We start from the raw sequence: 21,533 nt of genomic DNA on the forward strand, positions 1-21,533 counted from the left end.
GATGGCGCGGCGCGTGCGAAAGGCTATCGATTTGCTCGCTTCGCGCGAAGCGCGCCGATGACCTCATCGGCACTTGCGTCGATGAGAATCGATTGACGTTCGATTTCGATAGGAGCCACCGCTTCACCGAGATTTACGCAGGCGTACGTGGCATAGTGGTTTTCGGCGGTCATTTGCCAAAACGGATACTTGATAATGCCGGGCGTGTTGCCGCCGACGCCGAATTCCAAAAACAGCGTTCGCATGCCTTTGTGGCGATGAAGGAAATCGCGGTATCGATTGGCGGCGACGTGCCAGCCTTCGTCTTCGACGAAGGTGTCATCAGAGCGCAGGTTCATCGTTGCGTGCGATCCGCAATGGGGGCAGTGGGGCACAAGTTCGCTTGGTATGCGCATGTTGTCTTGTTGATTCACCATGGCAAGAACGCTCTCTTTATTGTCCCAGGTTTTTTGGCAGCATGGGCGGCTGCATTGGAAGAGGCCGTAATCGCCTTGCGTATAGAACAGGCGATGCTTGTCGAATCCCGCGCGTTGGAAGCAGTGATCAACGTTGGTGGTGAGCACGAAGTAATCGCGGCCGCGCATGAGCTCGAGCAGCTGCTCATAGACGGGCTTTGGAATTGGATCGAAGCGGTTGCACGCGATGTATCGGCTCCAAAACGCCCAATACTCCTCAAAAGTTTTGTAGGGATAGAATCCGCCCGCATACATATCGGTAAAACCATATTTCGCGGCGAAATCGCCAAAAAGGCGCTCGAAACGCTCGCCTGTATATGTGTAGCCTGCTGCGGCGGAAAGTCCTGCGCCCGCGCCTATTACAACGGCATCGGCCGACTCAATCGCGTTTTGCAGTTTATCGATTTGTTCCGAGAAGCTCTCGGTAGATTGCTTCGTCAGACGGGAGAAATACATCGAATATCACCTTGAGATGGGGGTCGTTTTCCTGTAGGTAGCCAGTGACGGTATCGAGGGCGATGCGCGCTGCATCGCGTTGGGGGTAGCCGAACACGCCTGTTGATATGCAACAGAATGCGATGGTGTCCAAATGGCGCTCGGTTGCCGCGGTAAGGCAGCGCTCATAGCACTGGCGAAGCAGCAGCTCATCGGTATTGCTTGGACGGGCGTTGGCGACGATGGGCCCCACGGTGTGGAACACGAAGCGGCTCGGCAAGTTGAATGCGGGCGTGACTTTCACGTGGCCTGTTGGCTCGGGGCGCCCTTGGGTGCGCATGAGCTTGGCGCACGCGGCGCGCAGTTGCATACCCGCGAAAGTGTGAATGGCGTTGTCGATGCAGTGGTGCCCGGGCACGAAGCACCCGAGCATCTGGTCGTTCGCGGCGTTGACGATGGCATCGGCGGCAAGAAGCGTGATATCTCCGCGCCAGAGGGCTATGCGGTTGCGATAATTGAGCGTTCGTGCGCTTGTCGCGCCTCCGCGCTCAATAAGGCGTTGTTGCAGATATGCATCTTGGATGGCGAGTATATCGGGCGTTAGGGCTTCTGGCATGCGCGTATTCATGAGTGCCCGCAGCAGCTCTCTCTGTTTTGTTTCTTCCTCGGGGATTTTCGTCAAGGAGGATTCTCCGCGCTCCTCAAGAAGGGCTCTGATAAGAAAGAGCCTGCGGTGCGCCTGATTCATCAGTTTAGGTCCTTCCAGCATTGCGGGTCGGCATCGTACATGTCGCCCGTGTAGCCAAACGTGACGGCGGGACATCCGCGACACCAGCCGAACAGCTCGCATGTAGAGCATTTTTTGAATTTCTTGAATTCGCGCTTGGCTTCCATGGCGGGCGAGAAGAACAGGCTTTCGAGCGTGTTCTCTGCTACATTTCCGATTTTGCTCTCCATGCGGCGGCACGCGTACACGTCTCCCGTGGGCAGCACGGTCATGTGGCCCGTTCCGCAGTGGCATCCATCGTATATCATGCCCGGTTTGGCGTCTTTGGGGATGGTGAAGCGTCCCTGTTCCCATAAAAGCAACGTCCATAGATGGTCTTTGAGCTGGAAGAACGTTTTGCAACCACATGATTGGTGATAATCGATGCGCTCTTGCGCCGCGAGGAGCACGTTGCGATATTCCAGGGGTTCCATATGGAATTCGTCGCGCGCCTGGCCCGAGGTGGGGCAGTAGCGCCCGAAGGCGAACACATCGACCTCGAGGCTTGCCACTAAATCGATGAGTTTCGGCAGCTCGTGCGCGTTCGTGCTCGAAACGGTATTCATGATGGCGACCCAAATGCCTGCGCGCTTAAGGCATTCAATGGCGCGCAGCGTATCGGCGAACGAGCCGGGTTTACGGAAATAATCGTGCGTAGCTTCGAGCCCGTCGAGTGAGAGCTGGTATTTGCGGCAGCCGAGTTCTTTCATGCGACGGCAGGTTTCGTCGTCCAAATGGAAGGGATTGCCCATGACACACCACATGAAACCACGTTCATGCAAAAGCTCCGCTAGCCGCCAGAAGTCTGGGTGCAAGATGGGGTCGCCACCAGTCACGTAGAAATAGGGCTGTCGATTGAGCTTTTCGCAAAGCTCCTCGGCTTGATCGACGACTTCCTCCATTTGGCTCCACGGCATGCGCGTGAATCCAGCGCAGTCGCCGTTGGCGAAAATGTAGCAATGCTTGCAGCGCTGGTCGCATTCATCGGTGATGTGCCATTGAAATGCAAATGCGGGCTTGGGGGCCATGGGTAATCCTTTCTATAAAGGAGGGTTTTATGAGTTTGGGGCGCGGGTGTTGAGCGGGCGTTGTTAGAGGCGCTCGATGGCGTCGACGGGGCAGTTTTCGGCGCACGAGCCGCAGTGCAAGCAATGATTCTGTTGGATGCGGTACATATCTCCAGGCGTGATGCACTTTTGAGGACAGTGCTTCAAGCATGTGCCGCAGCCAATGCAGTCATCGGTTATTCGGTAGCCTTTGGCGGAAGGGGACGTGCCGTCAAGCGTATACACCGCACGCTCGATGGGATGGGTTCCGAGGTTGAAGTAATCGATTGCGATGTTGCTCACTTTGAAGATGATGCCGATATCGCGCGTGTCACCTGGATATACGTTGGAGAGGTAGGGCTGTTCGGAAAAAATAACGTCAATCCACTTTTTCTGCTCATTTTGCGGCGCGGGTTTGGCTGCGCCGCTCATGCGAATCATTTCGTTGAAGCGCGTGTGCACGAGCGTTTGGATTCTGCCGTCCGCCAAAAGCTGCTGAGTCATTTCTTTGCCACGAGCAGTAAAGAAATAAATGGCATCGGGCTCGTAATGAACGGCGCTCACGCAACGAATATGAGGGGCGCCGGTTGCGTCGGTCGTTGCGAGCGAAAGCGTTCCAGCGAGTTTCATTTTTGCGAGACAGGTTTGCGCGTCCATTACGAGCCTTTCTACGAGGATTGATTACTGAGCGTCGGCGGAGCCGCAGGCGGGTGCAGCCTTCGGGTCGGCGGTGCCGCAGGCGGGCGCAGGCTCGGCGGTGCCACATGCGGTGCCGCAAGCAGGAGCCGCTTTGGGGTCGGCGGTGCCGCAAGCGGCGAAGGCGGCGACGTTGGAGAGGTTCTCGGACATGGTGATTCCTTTCGACGTGACGCATCGGTGGAAGCGTCGTGATGAAGCGCGTTTTCGCGCATGACTATCATCCGAAAAAGTGAATTCATGCAAAAGAAGGCACTAAACTATTACCCGCTTACCAAAAGGTAAGTAGGTGCAATTTCGTTAGCGGCTGCGATAATGGAATCGCATCGTGGACAGGTGCGATTTGGCCGCGCGAAAAGCCTCGCCCAATATCGTGGTACCGCGAATATGCGAGAAAGGATTGGCATGCTTACCAAGGAAGAACTGCCCCCGTGCCCTGTTGCCACGTGCTTTCAGCTGTTCGGCAACAAATGGAAGATCTATATCATTCAGCAGCTCATCGACCAGCCGTATGGTTTCAATGCCTTGCAGCGAGCCATTCCCGGCATCAGCCAAAAGGTACTCTCGTCGAATCTCAAAGAAATGGAGTCGGCGGGCCTTGTCACTCGTACGGTGATTCCTGAAACGCCCATTCGTACGGAATATGCGCTTTCTGACGTTGGTAAGAGCCTTCTGCCCCTGATAGATTCCATGGTTGAATGGGGGACAGGATATCAGCGGCTCGTGCGCGAGGCGTAAAGGAGGTTACAATATGCTCACTATTGGATGCCATCTGTCTACCTCGAAAGGTTTTGCCGCCATGGGGCGCACGGCGCTTTCCCTTGGCGCGAATACGTTCGCGTTTTTCACGCGCAACCCGCGCGGCGGTTCGGCCAAGGCAATTGATGCGGCCGATGCCGCGGCATTGCGAGAGCTCATGGCTGAACACGATTTTGGCCTATTGGTGGCGCATGCGCCTTATACGCTCAACCCTTGCTCGGCCAAGCCCGAGGCGCGCGAATTCGCCCGCATGTGCATGGCCGACGATTTGGTGCGTATGGAAGCCGTTCCGTACAGCTACTACAACTTCCACCCGGGCAGCCACGTGAAGCAGGGCGCCGAATACGGCATCGAGCTCATTGCGAGCCTGCTCAACGAGGTGCTCGCACCTGAACAAACCACAACGGTGCTGCTCGAAACCATGGCGGGCAAGGGCACCGAAGTGGGCCGAACGTTTGAGGAGCTTGCGGCGATTATCGAGCGCGTGGAGCTTGCCGACCATGTGGGTGTGTGCCTCGATACGTGCCATGTATGGGACGGCGGCTACGATATTGTTGGCGACCTCGATGGCGTGCTGGAGGAATTCGATCGCGTGGTGGGGCTGCCTCGCTTGCGCGCAGTGCATATCAACGATTCGAAAAACCCTTGCGGCGCGCACAAAGACCGCCACGAGAAAATCGGCCAAGGCTTCATCGGCGTTGAGGCATTCGAGCGTATCGTGAACCACCCCGCGCTGCGTGAGTTGCCGTTCATTCTGGAAACTCCCAATGAACTGCCTGACTATGCCGAGGAAATCGCTTTGTTGCGCAGCCTTGCCGAATAGTTTTGCGCCAATTGATAGAAAGTCGCGTGAAGGGCCGTCATTGTGACGGCCCTTCGTTCGTTTCTGCGCGATAATGGCCGCATTCATTTCGAAGGGGGACGTGTTATGACGCCTATCAACGATAATCCTACGCGCGCGATGCGTGTTGTTCGCTGCGACGAAACCATGGCAGCCGTGCTGCGCGGCGGGCGTTTTTTGGTATTCGACGGCGCGATGGGAACCATGCTGCAGCAGGCGGGGCTTGAGGCAGGCGAGCTTCCGGAGCTTTTATGTCTTACGAACCCCGAGGAAATCACGGGCATCCATGCCCAATATGTGGAGGCGGGAAGCGAGGTTGTGAGTGCCAACACCTTCGGCGCGAATCGCCGCAAGCTTGGCGATGCCGCCAGCGTGGCCGATGTGTTCGCGGCGGCCATTGCATGCGGCAAGGCGTCGGGCGCGAAATACGTGGCAGCCGATATTGGCCCTACGGGCGCGCTGCTCGAGCCGCTCGGCACTATGCCCTTCGATGAAGCGTATGAGCTGTTCGCCGAACAGGTGCGTGCGGCCGATGCGGCTGGGGCCGATTTGTTCATCATTGAAACCATGGCCGACCTTCTTGAGATGAAGGCTGCCATTCTCGCCGCGAAGGAAAACTCCAATCTGCCCATCTTCGCCACGATGACCTTCGGCGAAGATGGCCGCACGTTCTTGGGCACGAGCCCCCAAATCGCGGCCATCGTGCTTTCGTCGCTCGGCGTCGATGTGCTGGGCGTGAATTGCTCGCTTGGCCCCAACGACCTGCGCCCTATGGTGAGCGAAATGCTCAAAGCGTCCACGGTTCCCGTCATGGTGCAGGCCAATGCCGGCTTGCCGAGCATCGTCGATGGCGAAACTGTGTTCTCGGTGACTCCCGATGAATACATCGAAGCCGTGGCGGCGATGGTCGACGAAGGCGTGTCGGTTGTGGGCGGTTGCTGCGGCACGAATCCCGACTATATCGCGAAAGAGGCGGCGCTCGTGGCGGGCCGCGCGCCTGTCGAGCGCGACGTGGTTCCTGCGTGCGGCATTACGTCGGCGAGCCATGCCACGCTTCTGACTGGTCGCGACGTTGCCACCATTGGCGAGCGCATCAACCCTACGGGCAAGAAGAAGCTCAAGGCCGCGCTTCGCGAGGGCAATCTCGACTATGTGCTGGGCGAAGCCATTTCCCAGACGGAAGCGGGCGCCGACGCGCTTGACGTGAATGCCGGCCTGCCCGAAATCGACGAGGCGGCGACGCTCGTGTCGCTCGTGGGCAAAATCCAGGGCGTGTCGCCTTTGCCCTTGCAAATCGACTCTTCGGATCCGATTGCCGTAGAAGCCGCCGTGCGCGTGTATTCGGGCAAGCCGATTATCAACTCCGTGAACGGCAAGCAAGAAAGCCTTGATGCCGTGCTGCCTATCGCCAAGCACTACGGCTGCGCGGTTGTGGGCCTCGCGCTTGACGAGCAGGGCATTCCGCCTACGGCCGAGGGCCGTTTCGCCGTGGCGCAGCGCATTGTGGAAGAAGCTGACAAATACGGCATTCCGCGCAGCGATATCTTCATCGATTGCCTGGTTATGGCCGCGTCGACCAATCAGGCTGAAGTCGTTGAGATCTTGCGTGCCATCACGATGGTGAAAGAGCGCCTGGGCGTGCGTACGGTGCTCGGCGTGTCGAACGTGAGCTTCGGCTTGCCTTTGCGTGAAATCGTGAACGCCACCTTCTTGGCGGCGGCGTTTTCGGCGGGCCTCGACATGCCCATTCTGAACCCGCTTTCCGCGCGCTATCGCGAAATCGTCGATACGTGGCGCGTGTTGTGCGGGCAAGACGTCTCGGCGCAGGCCTACATTTCCGAATACGCGAACAAGAGCATGTCGGCCGTGGCTGGCGCCCCTGGAGCCGCGACGGGGCAGGGAAGCGCCTCGGCGCCCGCGCCCGCCGCGAGCGACGGCTTCGACGATGCGGCCGATTTCGGATTGCGCCGCTTCGTGGTCACGGGCCGCAAGGCCAACATGCCCGAGGCGGTTTCGAAATTGCTTGAAACGTGCGATGCCATGGAGGTTATCAACGGCCACTTGATTCCCGCGCTCGATGACGTGGGCGAGCGTTTCGAGAAAGGCACGTTCTTCCTGCCCCAGCTCATGGCGTCGGCAGAAGCGGCGAAAGCCGGCTTCGACGTCATCAAAGAACAGGGCGGCAGCGGAGCCGTTGCCGACAAGGGCTCGGTCGCCATTGCCACGGTGAAGGGCGACATTCACGATATCGGCAAGAACATCGTGCGCATGCTGCTTGAAAACTACGGCTACACGGTATATGACCTAGGCCGCGACGTGGAGCCGCAGGCGGTGCTCAATTGCGTGCGCGAACACGATATCAAGCTCGTGGGCCTTTCCGCGCTCATGACCACGACCGTGCGCGGCATGGAAGACACCATCGCGCTTCTGCGTGAGCAGGCGCCCGAGGTGAAAGTGTTTGTGGGTGGCGCGGTTATTACCGCCGAATACGCCGAAATGGTCGGCGCCGACTACTACTGCAAAGACGCCGCCGAAAGCGCGAAGGTCTGTGGCGAGGTGCTGGGCGCGTAGCAATTCGCACGCGCCTCAGGTCGATTCCCGTCCGCCACCCTGCTCCTGCCGTGGGAATTTGAAGCCGCGACGTTACACGTGTAAACCTTTTGCAAGAAAGCCGCCGGGGGATTATTGCCCTCGGCGGCTTGTTCTATAATCCACTCCTTCAGAAAGCAGAATGCAAGGCAGCGGTTCGCGCGGTGGAATGCTGAAGGCGATTCCCGAACGTGCTCGGTGGCCCTGCGTAGAGAAGAAGGGATGCAAAGGCGTGGCATCGAATGCTGGGAAAATAACGGCTCGCGAATGGGCGGCGATTATCTCGGTTGCGGCAACGGCGTTCATATTCAACACGTCGGAATTCATGCCCATTGGCCTGCTTGTTGACATCTCGGCCGATTTTGGCGTGAATGAAGCGACGGGCGGCATTCTTATCACGGCGTATGCGTGGGCGGTGTGCCTGTCGTCGGTGCCGCTCATGGTGGCGACGTCGCGGTTCAGCTTCCGCCCGCTGCTTTTGGTGGTGGTCGGGGTGTTCGGCGTAGGACAGCTCTGTTCGGCGCTTGCCCCCGGCTATTTCCCGCTCATGGGTGCCCGCCTCATCGTCGCGTGCGCGCACGCGATCTTCTGGTCCATTGCGCCTTCCATCGCGGCGCGCGCCGTCTCGCTCGAGCATCGCTCAATCGCGCTTTCCGCCATCGTTACGGGCTCTTCAATCGCCCAGATTCTCGGTCTGCCCTTGGGACGCGTCGTCGGCCTGGCGCTCGGCTGGCGCATGACGTTCGCGTGCATCGCGGCGTTCACGGTCGTGCTGCTCGTGGTACTCTTCTTCGCCGTGCCGAAAATGAGCGCGGGCGAACCGTTTAAGGTGAGCCAGCTTCCCAGCCTGGTGAAAAACCCGGTGCTGCTGTCGCTGTTCGTGGGCACGGCCGTCATCGCCACGGCCTATTACACGGGCTACAGCTACGTGGAGCCCTATCTGCAGCAGATCGGCGGGCTTTCCGATGAAGCCATCACCACTTCGCTCATGATGTTCGGCGTGGCGGGCGTCATTGGCAGCTTTTTGTTTGCGCGCTTCTACGTGGGCCGGCGTCGCCGCTATTGGTACATTCGCGTTTCGCTCGCCGGCGTGGCGCTCGCGCTCGCGCTTATGATGCCAGCTGCGCTCGGCGGCATGGGCTCGGTGCTTGTGGTGCTCGTGCTGTGGGGCATTTGCGGTGTGTCGTTCAACGTGGCCTACCAGTCAGAGATATTGCGCTTTGCGCCTCCGCAGGCGGCGGCGGTCGCCACGGCAATTTACTCGGGCATTTTTAACCTGGGAATCGGCGGCGGCTCGGCGGTGGGCGGCGCGGTGAGCACCGCTTTCGGCATGGGGTCGGTATGCTTCGCAGGCGCGCTCATTGGCGCTGCGGCGGTCGCAATCGCGTGCGTGTTCCTTATTCCCGCCATGCGTCGCACCAAGCCGGCCGAATAAACCAGCCAAGCTCGTTGTTGCCTGGGCGGCGCTGCACCATGATGAACTTTGCGCGAATTGGGATATGTTACTATGTGGTGAAACCCCCTATAAGATTGAACCTTTGAGATGAATTCGAAAGGGGAGGCCATGATGGACGATAGCGGTCCGTTCCCTTGTCTGGTGGACGTTTCGGCCAAAGAAAACAATCGTATCGAATTCACGTACGAAACGGGCGAGCGTCGACTTTTCGACATGACGCCGCATATCCGAGGCTCATGGATGGGCGAGCTTGCAGATCCGGCATATTTTGCCCAGGTCTCCATAGAACCGATGTTTCGCGATACGGTCGTGTGGCCGCATGAACAGGATGTTGCGCCGCATGAGCTGTATGAAATGAGCGTTCCGCTCGATAATCGCGACTAGATCTCCTTTTCGCTCGCTGTATCTACTCAACGCTCTTTGCAAAAATTCGCCCGATTGTTGCAATTTCGTGTATGCTATCGGGCGTTTAGCATTCGCATGCCGGCATGTTTGTCACATATCGCGCGATTTGGCGGCGAACGCCGAGCGTCGCTGCGCGCATCGGGTGAGACGGCGCGGCGTTGCATGCCCTATATATAGGTAAGAAATCGGGAGGACTCGCTTTGAAGCTCGTCGTTACTGAGAAGAATATCGCCGCCCAGAAAATCGCCGATTTGCTGGGCATTAAAAAGCCGAAGGCCGACAAGGTTTACAACACGCCCGTCTATCGTTTCGAACTCGATGGCGAAGAATGGGTAACCATCGGCTTGCGCGGCCACATTCTCGAGCCCGATTTCGTTCCGCAAATCGTCTACAAGAAAACGAAGGGCTGGCAGGGCGTGACCGCCGATGGCGAAGTCGTGCCTGCCGACATTCCCGATTTTCTCGCGAAACCGCCGTACAAAACCAAGCGCAAGCCGTTTTTGGCCGATGGCGTCGCCATGGGCGCGTGGAAGATGGACGCGTTGCCGTATTTGGCATATGCGCCCATCGAGAAGCTGCCGAAGGAAAAAGACATCATTCGCAGCTTGAAGAACTTGGCCAAGAAGGCCGACGAAATCATTATCGCGACCGACTTCGACCGCGAAGGCGAGCTCATCGGTTCTGACGCGCTCGGCCAAATCAAACAGGTGAACGATACCGCGCCGGTATTCCGTGCGCGCTATTCGGCCATCACGAAAGAAGAAATCACGCACGCCTTCACGAACCTCGTGAAGCTTGATGAAGATCTGGCCGCGGCGGGCGAGAGCCGCCAGGAAATCGACCTCATTTGGGGTGCGGTGCTCACGCGCTATCTCACCATCGTGAAATTCGCCGGTTACGGCAACGTGCGCAGCTCGGGCCGCGTGCAAACCCCGACGCTCGCGCTTATCGTCGCTCGCGAACGCGAGCGCATGGCGTTTGTTCCCGAGGACTATTGGGTGATCAAGGGCGACTTCCAGCATGCTGCCGATGAGTTCAGCGCACCGCATGCGACGGCTCGCTTCAAGAGCGAAGATGCCGCGAATGCTGTTATGTCCCACGTTGAGGGCCAAACTTCCGGCGTGGTTTCCGCCATCGAGAAGAAAAAGCGCACGCAGGCTGCTCCGGTACCGTTCAATACCACGTCGCTTATGGCCGCCGCCGCGAGCGAGGGCCTTTCTCCCGCACGCACCATGCGCCTGGCTGAAAGCCTGTACATGGACGGCTATATTTCCTATCCGCGTGTCGACAACACGGTGTATCCCGAATCGCTCGACCTCGAAGGCACGGTGAAAAAGCTCTCCGACGTTGCGGCCTATCGTCCGTATTGCCAGGAGCTGTTGAAGCGCGGCAAGCTTGTTGCCACGCGTGGCAAGAAGGAAACGACCGACCATCCGCCTATCCACCCCACGGCTGCCGCCGACCCCGATAAGCTCGGCGCGCCTGAGTGGAAGCTCTATAACCTCATCGCGCGCCGCTTCTTGGCAACCCTTTCCGACGCTGCCGTCATCGAAGGCACGAAGGTGACCATCGAAGTGAACGCCGAGCCGTTCGCGGTGCGCGGCGACGTCGTTGTGAAGCCGGGCTTCCGCGCCATTTACCCGTACGGCATGAAGAAAGAAGAGCAGCTGCCCGCTCTTGTCGAAGGCCAAACGGTCGATTTCAAGGGCGCTGTGTGCACAAAGAAACAGACCGAGCCGCCGGCGCGCTACAGCCAGGGCAAGCTCATTCAGGAAATGGAGCGCTTAGGCTTGGGCACCAAGGCCACGCGCCATGCGATCATCGAGCGCCTTTACACGGTGAAATACGTGCAGAACGACCCTATCGAGCCAAGTCAGCTCGGCATTGCCGTATGCGACGCGCTCGGTCAGTTCGCGCCGCAAATCACGAGCCCCGACATGACGGCGACGCTCGAAGAAGATATGAACCAGATTGCCGCCGGCAACAAGACCCAAAAAGACGTGGTCGATTTGTCGCGCGACATTTTGAACGATGTGCTCAATGAGCTTTTGCCCCACCAGGAGCAAATCAAAGATGCCCTGGCCGATGCCGTGGCTGCCGACGCATATGTGGGACCGTGCCCAAAGTGCGGCAAAGACCTGCAACTGCGCGCAAGCCAAAAAACGCGTTCGATGTTCATTGGCTGCTCCGGTTGGCCGGAGTGCGATGTGACGTATCCGCTGCCGAAGGGCAAGATTGAAGCGATCGAAGAGAAGTGTCCCGAGTGCGGCATGCCCCAAATCAAGGTGACCGCCTTCCGCAGCAAGCCGCGCATCCAGTGCATCGATCCGAATTGCCCCACGAATCACGAGCCCGACATCGTGGTGGGGAAGTGCCCGACGTGCGCCGCGAAGGGTCTCGACAAGCAGCTCATCGCGTCGAAAAACCCGCGCACGCTCAAGCGATTCATTCGTTGCGAGAACTACGAGGAATGCGAGACGAGCTACCCGCTTCCGCAATACGGCAAGCTCACCGCCACCGAGGAAACCTGCCCCGATTGCGGCGCTCCCATGGTAATTGTGACCACCGCCCGCGGCCCGTGGAAGCTGTGTCCGAACTTCAACTGTCTGGGCAAAGAGCGCGAAGCCGCCGAGAAGGCCGCGAAGGCCGAGGTGAAGAAGGCCGAAAAGGCTGCAAAGCCTGCCGCGAAGAAGGCTCCCGCCAAAAAGACGGCTGCAAAGAAAACGACGGCGAAAAAGGCCGCTGCGAAGGAATAACGCATTCCAGTCGGTCTCGCGCGTGTCGGGGGCATGCTCGAGACCACAGCGGGCTATCGTTCGCCTTCGGCTCACTATGCGCCCGCTTGGCGGTGTTTCGTTTTTTGAAGAAGGACAAGCGTGAACACCGACGGTCTCAGACATGCCCCCGACACGCGCGAGACCGATGCGACAATGGCTTGGAATCACGCAGAACGGCAGCGACTGGGCGTATGCTTCTCGGCCCTCTGCGTTCAAGTTTGCTTTTATTCTTAAATGAAACGCAGCGAGGTGAGCGCATAGCGAGGCGAAGCCGAGCGGTAGCGAACCGTGGCCGAAGGGCATGCGCCCAGTCGCTGCCGTTCTGCGCGATTCCGCAGGTCGGCTAACGTGCGAATTTTGTGAACTTCGCTTTCATATCCCCATTTCACTTCCAACTCCTTATAATTCTGCAGTTGCGTCCCGATGTGTATGGATACACCCGGGCGCGTGGGAACGGAGTCGAGGGCGTGCACTCCAATATGCGCCTCATTCGGCAATCGTTCCCGATATGTAAGTGGAACGCCTGGTACGTGCATGGAGTGGCACGCGAGCAGGCTTCCAAGGAAGAAAGGTTGTTTGATGGGAATCAAGCAATACAAGCCGACCAGCGCTGGTCGCCGCTTCCAGACGGTTTCGGATTTCGCCGAAATCACCTGCACGAAGCCCGAGAAGTCGCTGCTTGCGCCGCTGCCTAAGAAGGCCGGCCGCAACAACAAGGGTCGCATCACCACCCGTCATCAGGGCGGCGGCGTGAAGCGTCGTTACCGTATCATCGACTTCAAGCGCAACAAGGACGGCATCCCCGCCAAGGTCGCTACCATCGAGTACGACCCGAACCGTTCCGCCCGTATCGCTCTTCTCCATTACGTTGATGGCGAGAAGCGCTACATCCTTCACCCGAAGGGCCTGAAGGTTGGCGACATGGTTATGTCTGGCTCTGAGGCCGACATCAAGCCCGGCAACTCGCTTGCTCTGGCTGACATCCCTGTTGGTACCCTCATCCATGCAGTTGAGCTGCAGCCCGGCAAGGGTGCTGCGCTGGCTCGCTCCGCTGGTACTTCTATCCAGCTCATGGGTAAGGAAGGCAAGTACGCCATTCTGCGCATGCCCTCTTCTGAGATGCGCCGCGTGCTGCTCACCTGCCGCGCGACTGTTGGCGAAGTCGGCAACGCCGAGCATGCCAACATCAAGATCGGCAAGGCTGGCCGTAACCGCTGGAAGGGCATCCGCCCGACCGTTCGTGGTACGGTTATGAACCCGGTCGACCACCCGCACGGTGGTGGCGAAGGCAAGAACAAGTCTTCGGGACGTCATCCTGTGTCTCCGTGGGGCAAGCCCACCAAGGGCCATCGCACCCGCAACCCGAAGAAGGCTTCGAGCCGCCTGATCATCCGTCGTCGCAAGAAGTAGCGCGAGCTAGAACGCTAAGGAGAAACCGTGAGCAGAAGTTTGAAGAAGGGTCCTTTCGTCGAGCCGCGTCTTCTCGGCCGCATTGCCGCGATGAACGAAGCTGGCGAAAAGCACGTCATCAAGACGTGGTCGCGCTCCTCGACCATCTTCCCCGACATGGTGGGTCACACCATTGCCGTGCACGATGGTCGCAAGCACGTGCCCGTATACGTTACCGAATCCATGGTCGGTCACAAGCTCGGCGAATTTGCGCCTACGCGCACGTTCAAGGGCCACGCCGACAAGAGCAAGAAATAAGTAAGGAGGCAGACCGCACATGGAAGCTAAGGCAGTCGCCAAGTATGTGCGCGTGAGCCCCCGCAAGGCTCGCGTCGTCATCGACCAAGTCCGCGGCAAGGACGTTGTCCGCGCCCGCGAAATCCTGCGCTTCTCGGAGCGCGCTATCGCCGAGACCATTGAGAAGGTTCTCAACTCGGCCGTGGCAAATGCCGAGAACAACCATGGCATGTCCACCGACAACCTGGTCGTGAAGGCCGCGTTCGTCGACGAAGGCCCCACGTTTAAGCGCATTCGTCCTCGTGCAAAGGGCTCTGCCGCTCGCATCCGCAAGCGCACCAGCCACATCACGATCATCGTTGCGCCGAAGGAGGCATAAAGCATGGGTCAGAAAGTTATGCCCACCGGCTTCCGTCTCGGCATCACCGAGGATTGGCGTAGCCGTTGGTATTCCGACAAGGACTACGCGAAGAACCTCGCTAACGACATGGAGATTCGCAAGTTCCTGGACAAGTATCTCGCCAAGGCCGCTGTCGCCAAGGTCGAGATCGAGCGCGCTGGCGACAAGGTGAAGGTCATCATCACCACCGCTCGCCCGGGCGTTGTCATTGGCAAGAAGGGCTCCGAGATCGAGCAGCTCCGCAAGGAACTCGCCAAGATCGTTGGCGGCCCGGTGAACATCGAGGTCATCGAGGTCAAGCGCCCCGAGCTCGACGCCAACCTGGTTGCCCAGTCCATCGCTGAGCAGCTCGAAGGCCGTGTCGCGTTCCGTCGCGCCATGCGCAAGGCTGTTCAGTCCGCTCGCAAGTCTGGCGCTCTGGGCATTCGTATCCAGTGCTCCGGCCGTCTTGGTGGCGCTGAGATGAGCCGCCGCGAGTGGTACCGCGAAGGTCGTGTGCCTCTGCACACCCTGCGTGCGAAGATCGACTACGGCTTCTGCACCGCTGCTACCACGATGGGTTCCATCGGCATCAAAGTGTGGATCTACCACGGCGAAAAACTCCCCGGTGGCAAGACTCCGCAGCCTGCTCTCGAGGGCAACTCTCGTCCGTCGCGCGGCCGTCGCGACCGCAATGATCGCAACGAAAGGGGTGCTAAATAATGCTAGCTCCTAAGCGCATTCGCCACCGCAAGGTGCAACGCGGCTCTATGAAGGGCAAGGCCAAGGGCTACACCCAGCTGCATCACGGCGAGTACGGCATCCAGGCTCTCGAGGCTCACTGGATCACCAACCGCCAGATCGAGGCCGCTCGTATCGCCATGACTCGTTACATGAAGCGTGGCGGTAAAGTTTGGATCACCATCTTCCCCGACAAGCCCATCACCCAGAAGCCGGCTGAAACCCGCATGGGTTCTGGTAAGGGTAACCCGGAAGCTTGGGTTGCTGTCGTCAAGCCCGGCCGTATCATGTTCGAGATCGGCGGCGTCGACGAGGCTACCGCTAAAGAGGCCCTGCGTCTCGCCATTCAGAAGCTTCCTATCAAGTGCAAGATCGTTACCAAGGAATCGGAGGTGGCTGAATAATGAAGGCCGTCGAGATTCGCGAGCTCTCTTCTGACGATCTTACCGTCAAGCTGAAGGAAGCTCGTGCTGAGCTGTTCAACCTGCGCTTCCAGATGGCCACCAGCCAGCTGGACAACACCGCTCGTGTGAAGCAGGTCAAGAAGGACATCGCGCGTATTCAGACCGAAATGCGCGCCCGCGAGATCGCCGCTGCCGGCGCATTGAAATAAGGATTTGGTGGGATAAACATGAGTGAAGAAACCCGTAGCTCCCGCAAGGTCCGTCAGGGCGTCGTTGTTTCCGCGGCGAACGACAAGACCATTGTGGTTGAGATCAAGGAGCGCAAGCCTCATCCTGTCTATGGCAAGATGATGACGAGCACCAAGAAGTTCCACGCTCACGACGAGAACAACGAGGCTGGCCTCGGTGACACCGTCACCATTATGGAGACCCGCCCCATGTCCAAGATGAAGCGTTGGCGCCTCCTCGAGATCGTGGAAAAGGCCAAATAGCCCAAGCGTTGCGTAACTAAACTATCGGAAGGATTGCACAATGATTCAGATGCAAACCATGCTGAACGTTGCCGACAACTCCGGCGCGCGCAAGGTGCAGTGCATCAAGGTCCTCGGCGGCTCCAAGCGCCGCTATGCAGGCCTTGGCGACGTCATCATCTGCAGCGTCAAGGAGGCAGCTCCCAACGGCAGCGTCAAGAAGGGCGACGTTGTCCGTTGCGTCATCGTTCGCGTGAAGAAGGAAGTCCGTCGCAAGGACGGTTCTTACATCCGCTTCGACCAGAACGCCGCCGTGCTGATCGACAACTCCGGTGCTCCCAAGGGCACCCGCATCTTCGGCCCCGTGGCTCGCGAGCTGCGTGACAAGAAGTACATGAAGATCGTGTCTCTGGCACCTGAGACGCTCTAAGGGAGGTGCACGAAACATGAACAGCATGAAGGTCAAAAAGGGCGACAAGGTTCAGGTCATCGCTGGTAAGGACAAGGGCAAGCAGGGCACCATTCTGCGCTCCGTTCCTACCCGCAACCGCGTTGTCGTCGAAGGCTGCGGCATCGTGAAGAAGGCCGTTCGCCCCACCCAGCAGAACCCCCAGGGCGGCATCATCTCCATGGAAGCCCCCATTCACGTTTCCAACGTGATGCTGGTCTGCCCCTCTTGCGGCAAGCCGGTTCGCACTGGCAAGCGCATCAACGACGAGGGCAAAAAGGTCCGCGTCTGCAAGAAGTGCGGCAAAGACATCGACTAGAAATAGTCCACCGGTTGAATAACCAGTGAATTTTAAGGCGCATCCTGCGGATTTTCTGTGGGATGCGCCTTATGCCGTGTAGAATATGGCCCTGGCTGCCTTAGGCGGGCAGGGACGCAGGGTCGGTAATCCTGCGTTTAATTCATCGACAAAGGAGAAACTTACCAATGGCTACTCCTCGCCTGAAAGAACTGTACAAATCTGAAATCGTCTCCAAGCTGGAGAGCGAGCTCGCTATTGACAACATCAACAAGGTTCCTCGCCTTGAGAAGATCGTCGTGAACATGGGCGTCGGCGAAGCCGCGTCTGACTCCAAGCAGCTCGACGCAGCTATGAACGATATGCGCATCATCACGGGCCAGCAGCCCTGCGTCACCCGCGCTAAGAAGTCCATCGCAGGCTTCCACATCCGCGAGGGTCAGGCTATCGGCTGCAAGGTTACCCTGCGTGGCGACCGCATGTGGGAGTTCCTGGACCGCCTGCTGTCCATGGCTCTGCCCCGCGTTCGCGACTTCCGTGGCATCTCCCCGAAGAGCTTCGACGGCCGTGGCAACTACACCCTCGGCATTACCGAGCAGCTCATCTTCCCCGAGATTGAATACGACAAGATCGATCGTACCCGCGGCATGGACATCACCTTTGTCACCACTGCCGAAAACAACGAACAGGCCAAGGCTCTTCTCGACGCTTTGGGCTTCCCGTTCAAGAAATAGTAATTCATTCGGCAAAATCCGAGTGGAGATAGAGGAAAGAAGGAAAGCATGGCAAAAAAATCGATGATCGCCAAGGCTAATCGCGAGCCGAAGTTCTCGACTCGTGCCTACACCCGCTGCACCCGCTGCGGCCGTCCGCGTTCTGTGTATCGCAAGTTCGGTCTGTGCCGCGTGTGCCTGCGCGAGTTGGCTAGCAAGGGCGAACTCCCCGGCGTGACCAAGGCTTCCTGGTAGGCCCACGCTAGGTGCTTGCCGGTAAGGCGCACACGCCACGGGCGTCATTGCGTACCTCCGGCTGAGCTCATCACGAACCAAAGGAGAATCAAATGACCATTAACGACCCCATCGCAGATATGCTTACGCGCGTGCGTAACGCCAACTCTGCGGGCAAGGCGACGGTCTCGATGCCGTCTTCGAAGAAGCTCGTCGAAATCGCTCGCATCATGACCGAAGAGGGCTATGTCCAGGGCTACGAGATCATTGAGAACTCGCCTCGCGACATTCTCGAGATCACGATGAAGTACGGCGAGAAGAAGGCGAAGACCATTCGCGGCATCAAGCGTATTTCCAAGCCCGGCCTGCGTATTTACGCTGGCAAGGACGAACTGCCCCGCGTTCTCGGCGGCCTGGGCACTGCTATCGTGTCCACCTCCAAGGGCGTCATGGCTGACCGCGACGCTCGCAAGGCTGGCGTCGGCGGCGAAGTTATCGCATACATCTGGTAAGGAAAGGATAGGAGCTTACTATGTCTCGTATCGGCAAACAGCCCATTCCGGTTCCTGCCGGAGTTACCGTTACCATCGAAGGTAACAAAATCACCACGAAGGGCGCCAAGGGCGAACTCTCCTACGAGTTCAACCCCATGATGTCCATCGCTCAGGAAGGCGAGGAACTCATCGTTTCCCGTCCTGACGACTCCCGTGAGGCCAGGGCATTCCACGGCCTTACCCGTTCGCTCGTCAACAACATGGTTATTGGCGTCCACGAGGGCTACGAGAAGAAGCTCGAGCTCGTTGGCGTTGGCTACCGTGCTGCTCTGAAGGGCAACAGCCTGGAGCTTTCTCTCGGCTACTCTCATCCGGTTGTCGTTGAGGCCCCCGAAGGCATCACCTTCACCGTGCCCGATCAGACGCACATCACCGTTTCCGGTGCCGACAAGCAGGCTGTTGGCCAGACTGCTGCCGTCATCCGTAAATGGCGTGCTCCCGAGCCTTACAAGGGCAAGGGCATTCGTTACGAGGGCGAGCAAGTTCGTCGCAAGCTTGGCAAGGCTGCCAAGGGCGACAAGTAGCTTAAGGTCTGAAGGGATATAAGATGAAGAAACTCCAGAAGAAGCAGGCCGGGCTGGCTCGTCGCCACCGTCGCGTCCGCGGCAAGATTTCTGGCACCGCCGCTCGTCCGCGCCTTTGCGTTACCCGTTCCAACTCGAACCTGTACGTGCAGTTCATCGACGATGTCGCTCATGTGACCATCTGCGGCGAGAGCACCCTGGGCGAGGCTTTCAAGGCTACCGGCAAGTCCGGTGCCAACGTTGAAGGCGCTGCTGCCATGGGCGAAATCGCTGGCAAGAAGGCCATCGAAGCTGGCATCACCGAGGTCGTTTTCGACCGCGGCGGTAACCTGTACCACGGCCGCATCAAGGCTCTGGCCGATGGCGCTCGCGCCGCTGGCCTGAAGTTCTAGGAAAGGGTTTGGATATGACTCCTCGCAAAGAAGAAAAGAAGCAGTCCGCCGTTCCTGAGCTTCAGGAACGCGTGGTCTACATCAACCGCGTTTCCAAGGTCGTCAAGGGCGGCCGCCGCTTCGGTCTGACGGCTCTCGTTGTCGTCGGCGACGGCGAAGGCCATGTCGGCGTTGGCATGGGCAAGTCTCAGGAAGTGCCTATCGCTATCAAGAAGGGCATCGAAGATGCCAAGAAGAATATGTTCGAAGTTCCTATGAACGAAGACCGTACTCTTCCGCATGACATCATGGGCGAGTTTGGCGCGGGCCGCGTTTACCTCAAGCCTGCTGCCCCTGGTACCGGTATCATCGCCGGTGGCCCGGTTCGTGCTCTGCTCGAGCTCGCTGGCTTCAAGAACGTGTTCGGCAAGTCCCTGGGCTCCTCCAACGCGATGAACATCGTGAAGGCTGCTGCCGAGGGCCTCAAGGAGCTCTCTGCTCCTACCGAGGTTGCTGAGCGCCGCAACATGACTGTTGGCCAGATCTATGGCTGGTCCGAGAAGAAGGAGGCGTAATCATGGCTGAAGCGAAGACTCTTCACATCACCCAGGTTCGCTCCCAGATCGGCCGTCCGGCCGACCAGGGCAAAACCCTGAAGGCTCTGGGCCTTGGCAAAATCGGTCGTACGGTTGAGCAGGCTGATACGCCGTCCATCCGTGGCATGATCTTCAAGGTCAAGCACCTCGTCGAGGTTGTTGAGGACTAAATCCTCTTCGATTTTCGAACCGAAAGCCCGCTGCTCGCAGCGGGCTTTTTGTGTATATGTTTCGAAAATGTTTCGCTTGCCGACGGTGAACGGTTGTGAATACGCGGTAGGTGTCGCATCGACTACAATTCTTTCGGCATTGATGTGCCCTCGCTTCATAGAAAATGCAGCGAGGGCACATCAATCGGATCTATTCCTGCATCGAAAGGGGAGACCAGTGTCGCAATTGAGCGATCTTGGCAAAGAAGCCAAGCATGACTTCGACGAAGTGTCCGAATCGAAGAAGGATTTGCCCTGGTATAAGCGACTCTCGCTCACCACGTGGATCTTTATTGCGTTGGCGTTGGGCGTTGTGGCCGGTATTGCGCTTCAAGGCAATGCTGAATTTGCCACCACGTACATCAAGCCGCTCGGCACGATTTTCTTGAACCTTATTAAGATGATCGTCGTCCCGCTCGTTATTTTCACGATGACCGCTGGCGTCATTTCGCTGTCCGATATTAAGCGCGTTGGTGCTATCGGCGGCAAAACAATCGTCTATTACCTCGCCACGACGGCATTCGCCATTATCATCGGCTTGGTTATGGCGAACATCCTCAACGTTGGCGGCGGATATAGCCTGCCTGCCGAGGAACTTTCGTATGAAGCGAAGGAAGCCCCCTCGTTCATCGACACAATCGTGAACATTTTCCCCGCAAACGTCATCCAGCCTATGGCTGACGCCACAATGCTGCAGGTTATCGTGATTGCCCTTGTCTTCGGCTTCGGCATTATGGCTGCGGGCAAGAAGGCCCAGCCCGTTGCCGACCTCGTGAACAGCATGAGCGAAGTGTGCATCAAGATTATGCATGGCATCATCTGCTTTGCCCCCTTCGGCGTTTTTGGCCTTATCACGCCCGTTATTGCGAGCAACGGCCCCGATATTTTGCTGCCGCTGCTGAAGCTGATCGTGGTTGCATATCTCGCTATGATTCTTCATATGGCGGTCGTGTACTCCGGCTTGGTGAAGGTTCTCGCCAACGTGAGCCCCATCCGTTTCTTCAAAGAGCAGATGTCGGCTATGGTGTTCGCATTCGCTTCCGCCTCCTCGGTTGGCACGCTGCCCGTGAACATGGAATGTTCCAAGAAGCTCGGCGTTTCCAACGAGGTCTCGAGCTTCGTTTTGCCGCTGGGCGCCACCATCAATATGGACGGCACCTCGATTTACATGGGCGTGTGCTCCATCTTCATCGCGCAGGTGTTCGGCATCGATTTGACTCTCAGCCAGCAGTTCACCATCGTGCTTACCGCCGTGCTCGCCTCTATCGGCACCGCTGGTGTTCCTGGTTCTGGCATGATCATGCTCGCCATGGTGCTGCAGTCGGTCGGTTTGCCGGTCGAGGGCATTGCGCTCGTCGCAGGCGTCGACCGCATCCTCGACATGATGCGCACGACCGTCAATATCACGGGCGACCAGAGCTGCGCCGTGTGCGTTGACGCCATGGAGCGTCGCAAGGCTGAGCGCAAGGCCGCGAAGGCAGCGTAGGCACTCCTTCGTTGCTTCTGATGGCCGAGAAGGAGCCGTTTGGGGCAGGGGCCGTCTATGACCCTCTGAGCTTCAAATATGCACTTCTTTGTTAGATGAAGCGAAGGAGTGAGGCGCATAGCGAGCCGAAGGCGAGCGGTAGCCGAACGCGGTCAAAGACGGCCCCTGTTCCAAACGGCTCCGGCTGGCGTGTTC

At 58.5% G+C, this 21,533-nt stretch carries 28 protein-coding genes; 23 read left to right on the forward strand and 5 right to left on the reverse strand.

What is annotated here, in order from left to right; genetic code table 11:
- Positions 1–23 precede the first annotated feature (23 nt).
- The 5 genes from Q0D41_RS04735 to Q0D41_RS04755 form a co-directional block, all read right to left on the reverse strand.
- Complete coding sequence (locus tag Q0D41_RS04735; RefSeq protein ID WP_294375964.1) at positions 24–911, reverse strand: Sir2 silent information regulator family NAD-dependent deacetylase; 888 nt, start codon at positions 909–911, stop codon at positions 24–26.
- Complete coding sequence (locus Q0D41_RS04740; RefSeq protein WP_367113809.1) at positions 853–1,659, reverse strand: protein-ADP-ribose hydrolase; 807 nt, start codon at positions 1,657–1,659, stop codon at positions 853–855. The genes Q0D41_RS04735 and Q0D41_RS04740 overlap by 59 nt, the downstream gene beginning before the upstream one ends.
- Positions 1,638–2,684 (reverse strand): radical SAM/SPASM domain protein, ACGX system, encoded by a 1,047-nt coding sequence (gene acgM / locus Q0D41_RS04745; protein ID WP_294375970.1) that lies wholly within the window; start codon positions 2,682–2,684, stop codon positions 1,638–1,640. Before acgM ends, Q0D41_RS04740 begins: the two co-directional genes overlap by 22 nt.
- A gap of 63 nt (positions 2,685–2,747) precedes the next feature.
- Positions 2,748–3,359, reverse strand: coding sequence for a 4Fe-4S binding protein (locus tag Q0D41_RS04750; RefSeq protein WP_294375972.1), 612 nt, complete (start codon positions 3,357–3,359; stop codon positions 2,748–2,750).
- 24 nt (positions 3,360–3,383) lie between these two features.
- The gene (locus tag Q0D41_RS04755; protein WP_294375974.1) at positions 3,384–3,551 is read right to left on the reverse strand and encodes a hypothetical protein; all 168 of its coding nucleotides are present in this window, start codon (positions 3,549–3,551) and stop codon (positions 3,384–3,386) included.
- Positions 3,552–3,803: 252 nt separating this feature from the next.
- Between Q0D41_RS04755 and Q0D41_RS04760 the strand changes: the two genes are divergently transcribed.
- The 23 genes from Q0D41_RS04760 to Q0D41_RS04870 all read left to right on the forward strand — a co-directional run bounded on the left by Q0D41_RS04760 (position 3,804) and on the right by Q0D41_RS04870 (position 21,338).
- Entirely contained in the window at positions 3,804–4,136 is a 333-nt protein-coding gene (locus tag Q0D41_RS04760; RefSeq protein WP_294375977.1) for a helix-turn-helix domain-containing protein, read from the forward strand.
- 13 nt (positions 4,137–4,149) lie between these two features.
- Positions 4,150–4,980 (forward strand): deoxyribonuclease IV, encoded by an 831-nt coding sequence (locus Q0D41_RS04765; RefSeq protein WP_294375980.1) that lies wholly within the window; start codon positions 4,150–4,152, stop codon positions 4,978–4,980.
- 105 nt (positions 4,981–5,085) lie between these two features.
- Positions 5,086–7,569 carry a homocysteine S-methyltransferase family protein gene (locus Q0D41_RS04770; RefSeq protein ID WP_294375983.1) on the forward strand — a complete coding sequence of 828 codons (2,484 nt, stop codon included), beginning with the start codon at positions 5,086–5,088 and terminating at the stop codon, positions 7,567–7,569.
- A gap of 250 nt (positions 7,570–7,819) precedes the next feature.
- On the forward strand, positions 7,820–9,022 hold the full coding sequence (locus tag Q0D41_RS04775; protein ID WP_294375985.1) for an MFS transporter: 1,203 nt from the start codon (positions 7,820–7,822) through the stop codon (positions 9,020–9,022).
- Positions 9,023–9,151: 129 nt separating this feature from the next.
- Positions 9,152–9,427 carry a DUF2442 domain-containing protein gene (locus Q0D41_RS04780; RefSeq protein ID WP_294375990.1) on the forward strand — a complete coding sequence of 92 codons (276 nt, stop codon included), beginning with the start codon at positions 9,152–9,154 and terminating at the stop codon, positions 9,425–9,427.
- Between the two features lie 221 nt (positions 9,428–9,648).
- Positions 9,649–12,204 carry a DNA topoisomerase I gene (locus tag Q0D41_RS04785; protein WP_294375993.1) on the forward strand — a complete coding sequence of 852 codons (2,556 nt, stop codon included), beginning with the start codon at positions 9,649–9,651 and terminating at the stop codon, positions 12,202–12,204.
- A 600-nt stretch (positions 12,205–12,804) separates the two neighbouring features.
- Complete coding sequence (gene rplB, locus Q0D41_RS04790; RefSeq protein WP_114614839.1) at positions 12,805–13,635, forward strand: 50S ribosomal protein L2; 831 nt, start codon at positions 12,805–12,807, stop codon at positions 13,633–13,635.
- 27 nt (positions 13,636–13,662) lie between these two features.
- Positions 13,663–13,932, forward strand: coding sequence for a 30S ribosomal protein S19 (rpsS, locus tag Q0D41_RS04795; protein ID WP_114614840.1), 270 nt, complete (start codon positions 13,663–13,665; stop codon positions 13,930–13,932).
- Positions 13,933–13,951: 19 nt separating this feature from the next.
- Complete coding sequence (gene rplV / locus Q0D41_RS04800) at positions 13,952–14,290, forward strand: 50S ribosomal protein L22 (protein WP_114614841.1); 339 nt, start codon at positions 13,952–13,954, stop codon at positions 14,288–14,290.
- A 3-nt stretch (positions 14,291–14,293) separates the two neighbouring features.
- Positions 14,294–15,013, forward strand: a complete 720-nt coding sequence (rpsC, locus tag Q0D41_RS04805) for a 30S ribosomal protein S3 (RefSeq protein ID WP_114614842.1) — start codon at positions 14,294–14,296, stop codon at positions 15,011–15,013.
- Positions 15,013–15,435: a 50S ribosomal protein L16 gene (rplP, locus tag Q0D41_RS04810; protein WP_114614843.1), complete on the forward strand. Its 423-nt coding sequence runs from the start codon at positions 15,013–15,015 to the stop codon at positions 15,433–15,435. The genes rpsC and rplP overlap by 1 nt, the downstream gene beginning before the upstream one ends.
- Entirely contained in the window at positions 15,435–15,644 is a 210-nt protein-coding gene (rpmC, locus tag Q0D41_RS04815; protein ID WP_114614844.1) for a 50S ribosomal protein L29, read from the forward strand. Before rplP ends, rpmC begins: the two co-directional genes overlap by 1 nt.
- Before the next feature lie 18 nt (positions 15,645–15,662).
- Entirely contained in the window at positions 15,663–15,926 is a 264-nt protein-coding gene (gene rpsQ, locus Q0D41_RS04820) for a 30S ribosomal protein S17 (RefSeq protein ID WP_123218657.1), read from the forward strand.
- A 40-nt stretch (positions 15,927–15,966) separates the two neighbouring features.
- The gene (gene rplN, locus Q0D41_RS04825) at positions 15,967–16,335 is read left to right on the forward strand and encodes a 50S ribosomal protein L14 (protein WP_294376009.1); all 369 of its coding nucleotides are present in this window, start codon (positions 15,967–15,969) and stop codon (positions 16,333–16,335) included.
- A 25-nt stretch (positions 16,336–16,360) separates the two neighbouring features.
- Positions 16,361–16,672, forward strand: a complete 312-nt coding sequence (gene rplX / locus Q0D41_RS04830) for a 50S ribosomal protein L24 (protein WP_170151663.1) — start codon at positions 16,361–16,363, stop codon at positions 16,670–16,672.
- Between the two features lie 167 nt (positions 16,673–16,839).
- A complete protein-coding gene (rplE, locus tag Q0D41_RS04835; protein WP_114614848.1) occupies positions 16,840–17,385 on the forward strand; it encodes a 50S ribosomal protein L5 in 546 nt (181 codons plus the stop codon).
- 48 nt (positions 17,386–17,433) lie between these two features.
- Positions 17,434–17,619: a type Z 30S ribosomal protein S14 gene (locus Q0D41_RS04840; protein ID WP_114614849.1), complete on the forward strand. Its 186-nt coding sequence runs from the start codon at positions 17,434–17,436 to the stop codon at positions 17,617–17,619.
- Positions 17,620–17,711: 92 nt separating this feature from the next.
- Entirely contained in the window at positions 17,712–18,110 is a 399-nt protein-coding gene (gene rpsH, locus Q0D41_RS04845; RefSeq protein WP_114614850.1) for a 30S ribosomal protein S8, read from the forward strand.
- Between the two features lie 20 nt (positions 18,111–18,130).
- The gene (gene rplF, locus Q0D41_RS04850; protein WP_294376015.1) at positions 18,131–18,676 is read left to right on the forward strand and encodes a 50S ribosomal protein L6; all 546 of its coding nucleotides are present in this window, start codon (positions 18,131–18,133) and stop codon (positions 18,674–18,676) included.
- A gap of 23 nt (positions 18,677–18,699) precedes the next feature.
- Positions 18,700–19,068 (forward strand): 50S ribosomal protein L18, encoded by a 369-nt coding sequence (gene rplR, locus Q0D41_RS04855; RefSeq protein ID WP_123218659.1) that lies wholly within the window; start codon positions 18,700–18,702, stop codon positions 19,066–19,068.
- A gap of 14 nt (positions 19,069–19,082) precedes the next feature.
- Positions 19,083–19,622, forward strand: a complete 540-nt coding sequence (gene rpsE, locus Q0D41_RS04860) for a 30S ribosomal protein S5 (protein WP_114614853.1) — start codon at positions 19,083–19,085, stop codon at positions 19,620–19,622.
- Between the two features lie 2 nt (positions 19,623–19,624).
- Complete coding sequence (gene rpmD / locus Q0D41_RS04865) at positions 19,625–19,813, forward strand: 50S ribosomal protein L30 (RefSeq protein WP_123218660.1); 189 nt, start codon at positions 19,625–19,627, stop codon at positions 19,811–19,813.
- 217 nt (positions 19,814–20,030) lie between these two features.
- Complete coding sequence (locus Q0D41_RS04870; protein ID WP_294376019.1) at positions 20,031–21,338, forward strand: dicarboxylate/amino acid:cation symporter; 1,308 nt, start codon at positions 20,031–20,033, stop codon at positions 21,336–21,338.
- Positions 21,339–21,533: the final 195 nt, after the last annotated feature.

Source organism: uncultured Slackia sp. (assembly GCF_934630525.1).
GTDB lineage: Bacteria > Actinomycetota > Coriobacteriia > Coriobacteriales > Eggerthellaceae > Slackia.

Excerpts from the sequence above, each read along its gene's own strand:
- Q0D41_RS04735 (WP_294375964.1), bottom strand. The coding sequence starts at position 911 with ATGTATTTCTCCCGTCTGACGAAGCAATCTACCGAGAGCTTCTCGGAA.
- rpsE (WP_114614853.1), top strand. The coding sequence starts at position 19,083 with ATGACTCCTCGCAAAGAAGAAAAGAAGCAGTCCGCCGTTCCTGAGCTT.
- rpmC (WP_114614844.1), top strand. The coding sequence starts at position 15,435 with ATGAAGGCCGTCGAGATTCGCGAGCTCTCTTCTGACGATCTTACCGTC.
- rpmD (WP_123218660.1), top strand. The coding sequence starts at position 19,625 with ATGGCTGAAGCGAAGACTCTTCACATCACCCAGGTTCGCTCCCAGATC.
- rplP (WP_114614843.1), top strand. The coding sequence starts at position 15,013 with ATGCTAGCTCCTAAGCGCATTCGCCACCGCAAGGTGCAACGCGGCTCT.
- Q0D41_RS04740 (WP_367113809.1), bottom strand. The coding sequence starts at position 1,659 with ATGCTGGAAGGACCTAAACTGATGAATCAGGCGCACCGCAGGCTCTTT.
- rplN (WP_294376009.1), top strand. The coding sequence starts at position 15,967 with ATGATTCAGATGCAAACCATGCTGAACGTTGCCGACAACTCCGGCGCG.
- rplB (WP_114614839.1), top strand. The coding sequence starts at position 12,805 with ATGGGAATCAAGCAATACAAGCCGACCAGCGCTGGTCGCCGCTTCCAG.
- Q0D41_RS04770 (WP_294375983.1), top strand. The coding sequence starts at position 5,086 with ATGACGCCTATCAACGATAATCCTACGCGCGCGATGCGTGTTGTTCGC.
- rplE (WP_114614848.1), top strand. The coding sequence starts at position 16,840 with ATGGCTACTCCTCGCCTGAAAGAACTGTACAAATCTGAAATCGTCTCC.
- rplR (WP_123218659.1), top strand. The coding sequence starts at position 18,700 with ATGAAGAAACTCCAGAAGAAGCAGGCCGGGCTGGCTCGTCGCCACCGT.
- rplX (WP_170151663.1), top strand. The coding sequence starts at position 16,361 with ATGAAGGTCAAAAAGGGCGACAAGGTTCAGGTCATCGCTGGTAAGGAC.
- Q0D41_RS04750 (WP_294375972.1), bottom strand. The coding sequence starts at position 3,359 with ATGGACGCGCAAACCTGTCTCGCAAAAATGAAACTCGCTGGAACGCTT.
- Q0D41_RS04760 (WP_294375977.1), top strand. The coding sequence starts at position 3,804 with ATGCTTACCAAGGAAGAACTGCCCCCGTGCCCTGTTGCCACGTGCTTT.
- Q0D41_RS04780 (WP_294375990.1), top strand. The coding sequence starts at position 9,152 with ATGATGGACGATAGCGGTCCGTTCCCTTGTCTGGTGGACGTTTCGGCC.
- rplF (WP_294376015.1), top strand. The coding sequence starts at position 18,131 with ATGTCTCGTATCGGCAAACAGCCCATTCCGGTTCCTGCCGGAGTTACC.
- rpsQ (WP_123218657.1), top strand. The coding sequence starts at position 15,663 with ATGAGTGAAGAAACCCGTAGCTCCCGCAAGGTCCGTCAGGGCGTCGTT.
- rpsH (WP_114614850.1), top strand. The coding sequence starts at position 17,712 with ATGACCATTAACGACCCCATCGCAGATATGCTTACGCGCGTGCGTAAC.
- Q0D41_RS04765 (WP_294375980.1), top strand. The coding sequence starts at position 4,150 with ATGCTCACTATTGGATGCCATCTGTCTACCTCGAAAGGTTTTGCCGCC.
- Q0D41_RS04755 (WP_294375974.1), bottom strand. The coding sequence starts at position 3,551 with ATGTCCGAGAACCTCTCCAACGTCGCCGCCTTCGCCGCTTGCGGCACC.
- Q0D41_RS04840 (WP_114614849.1), top strand. The coding sequence starts at position 17,434 with ATGGCAAAAAAATCGATGATCGCCAAGGCTAATCGCGAGCCGAAGTTC.
- rpsC (WP_114614842.1), top strand. The coding sequence starts at position 14,294 with ATGGGTCAGAAAGTTATGCCCACCGGCTTCCGTCTCGGCATCACCGAG.
- rplV (WP_114614841.1), top strand. The coding sequence starts at position 13,952 with ATGGAAGCTAAGGCAGTCGCCAAGTATGTGCGCGTGAGCCCCCGCAAG.
- acgM (WP_294375970.1), bottom strand. The coding sequence starts at position 2,684 with ATGGCCCCCAAGCCCGCATTTGCATTTCAATGGCACATCACCGATGAA.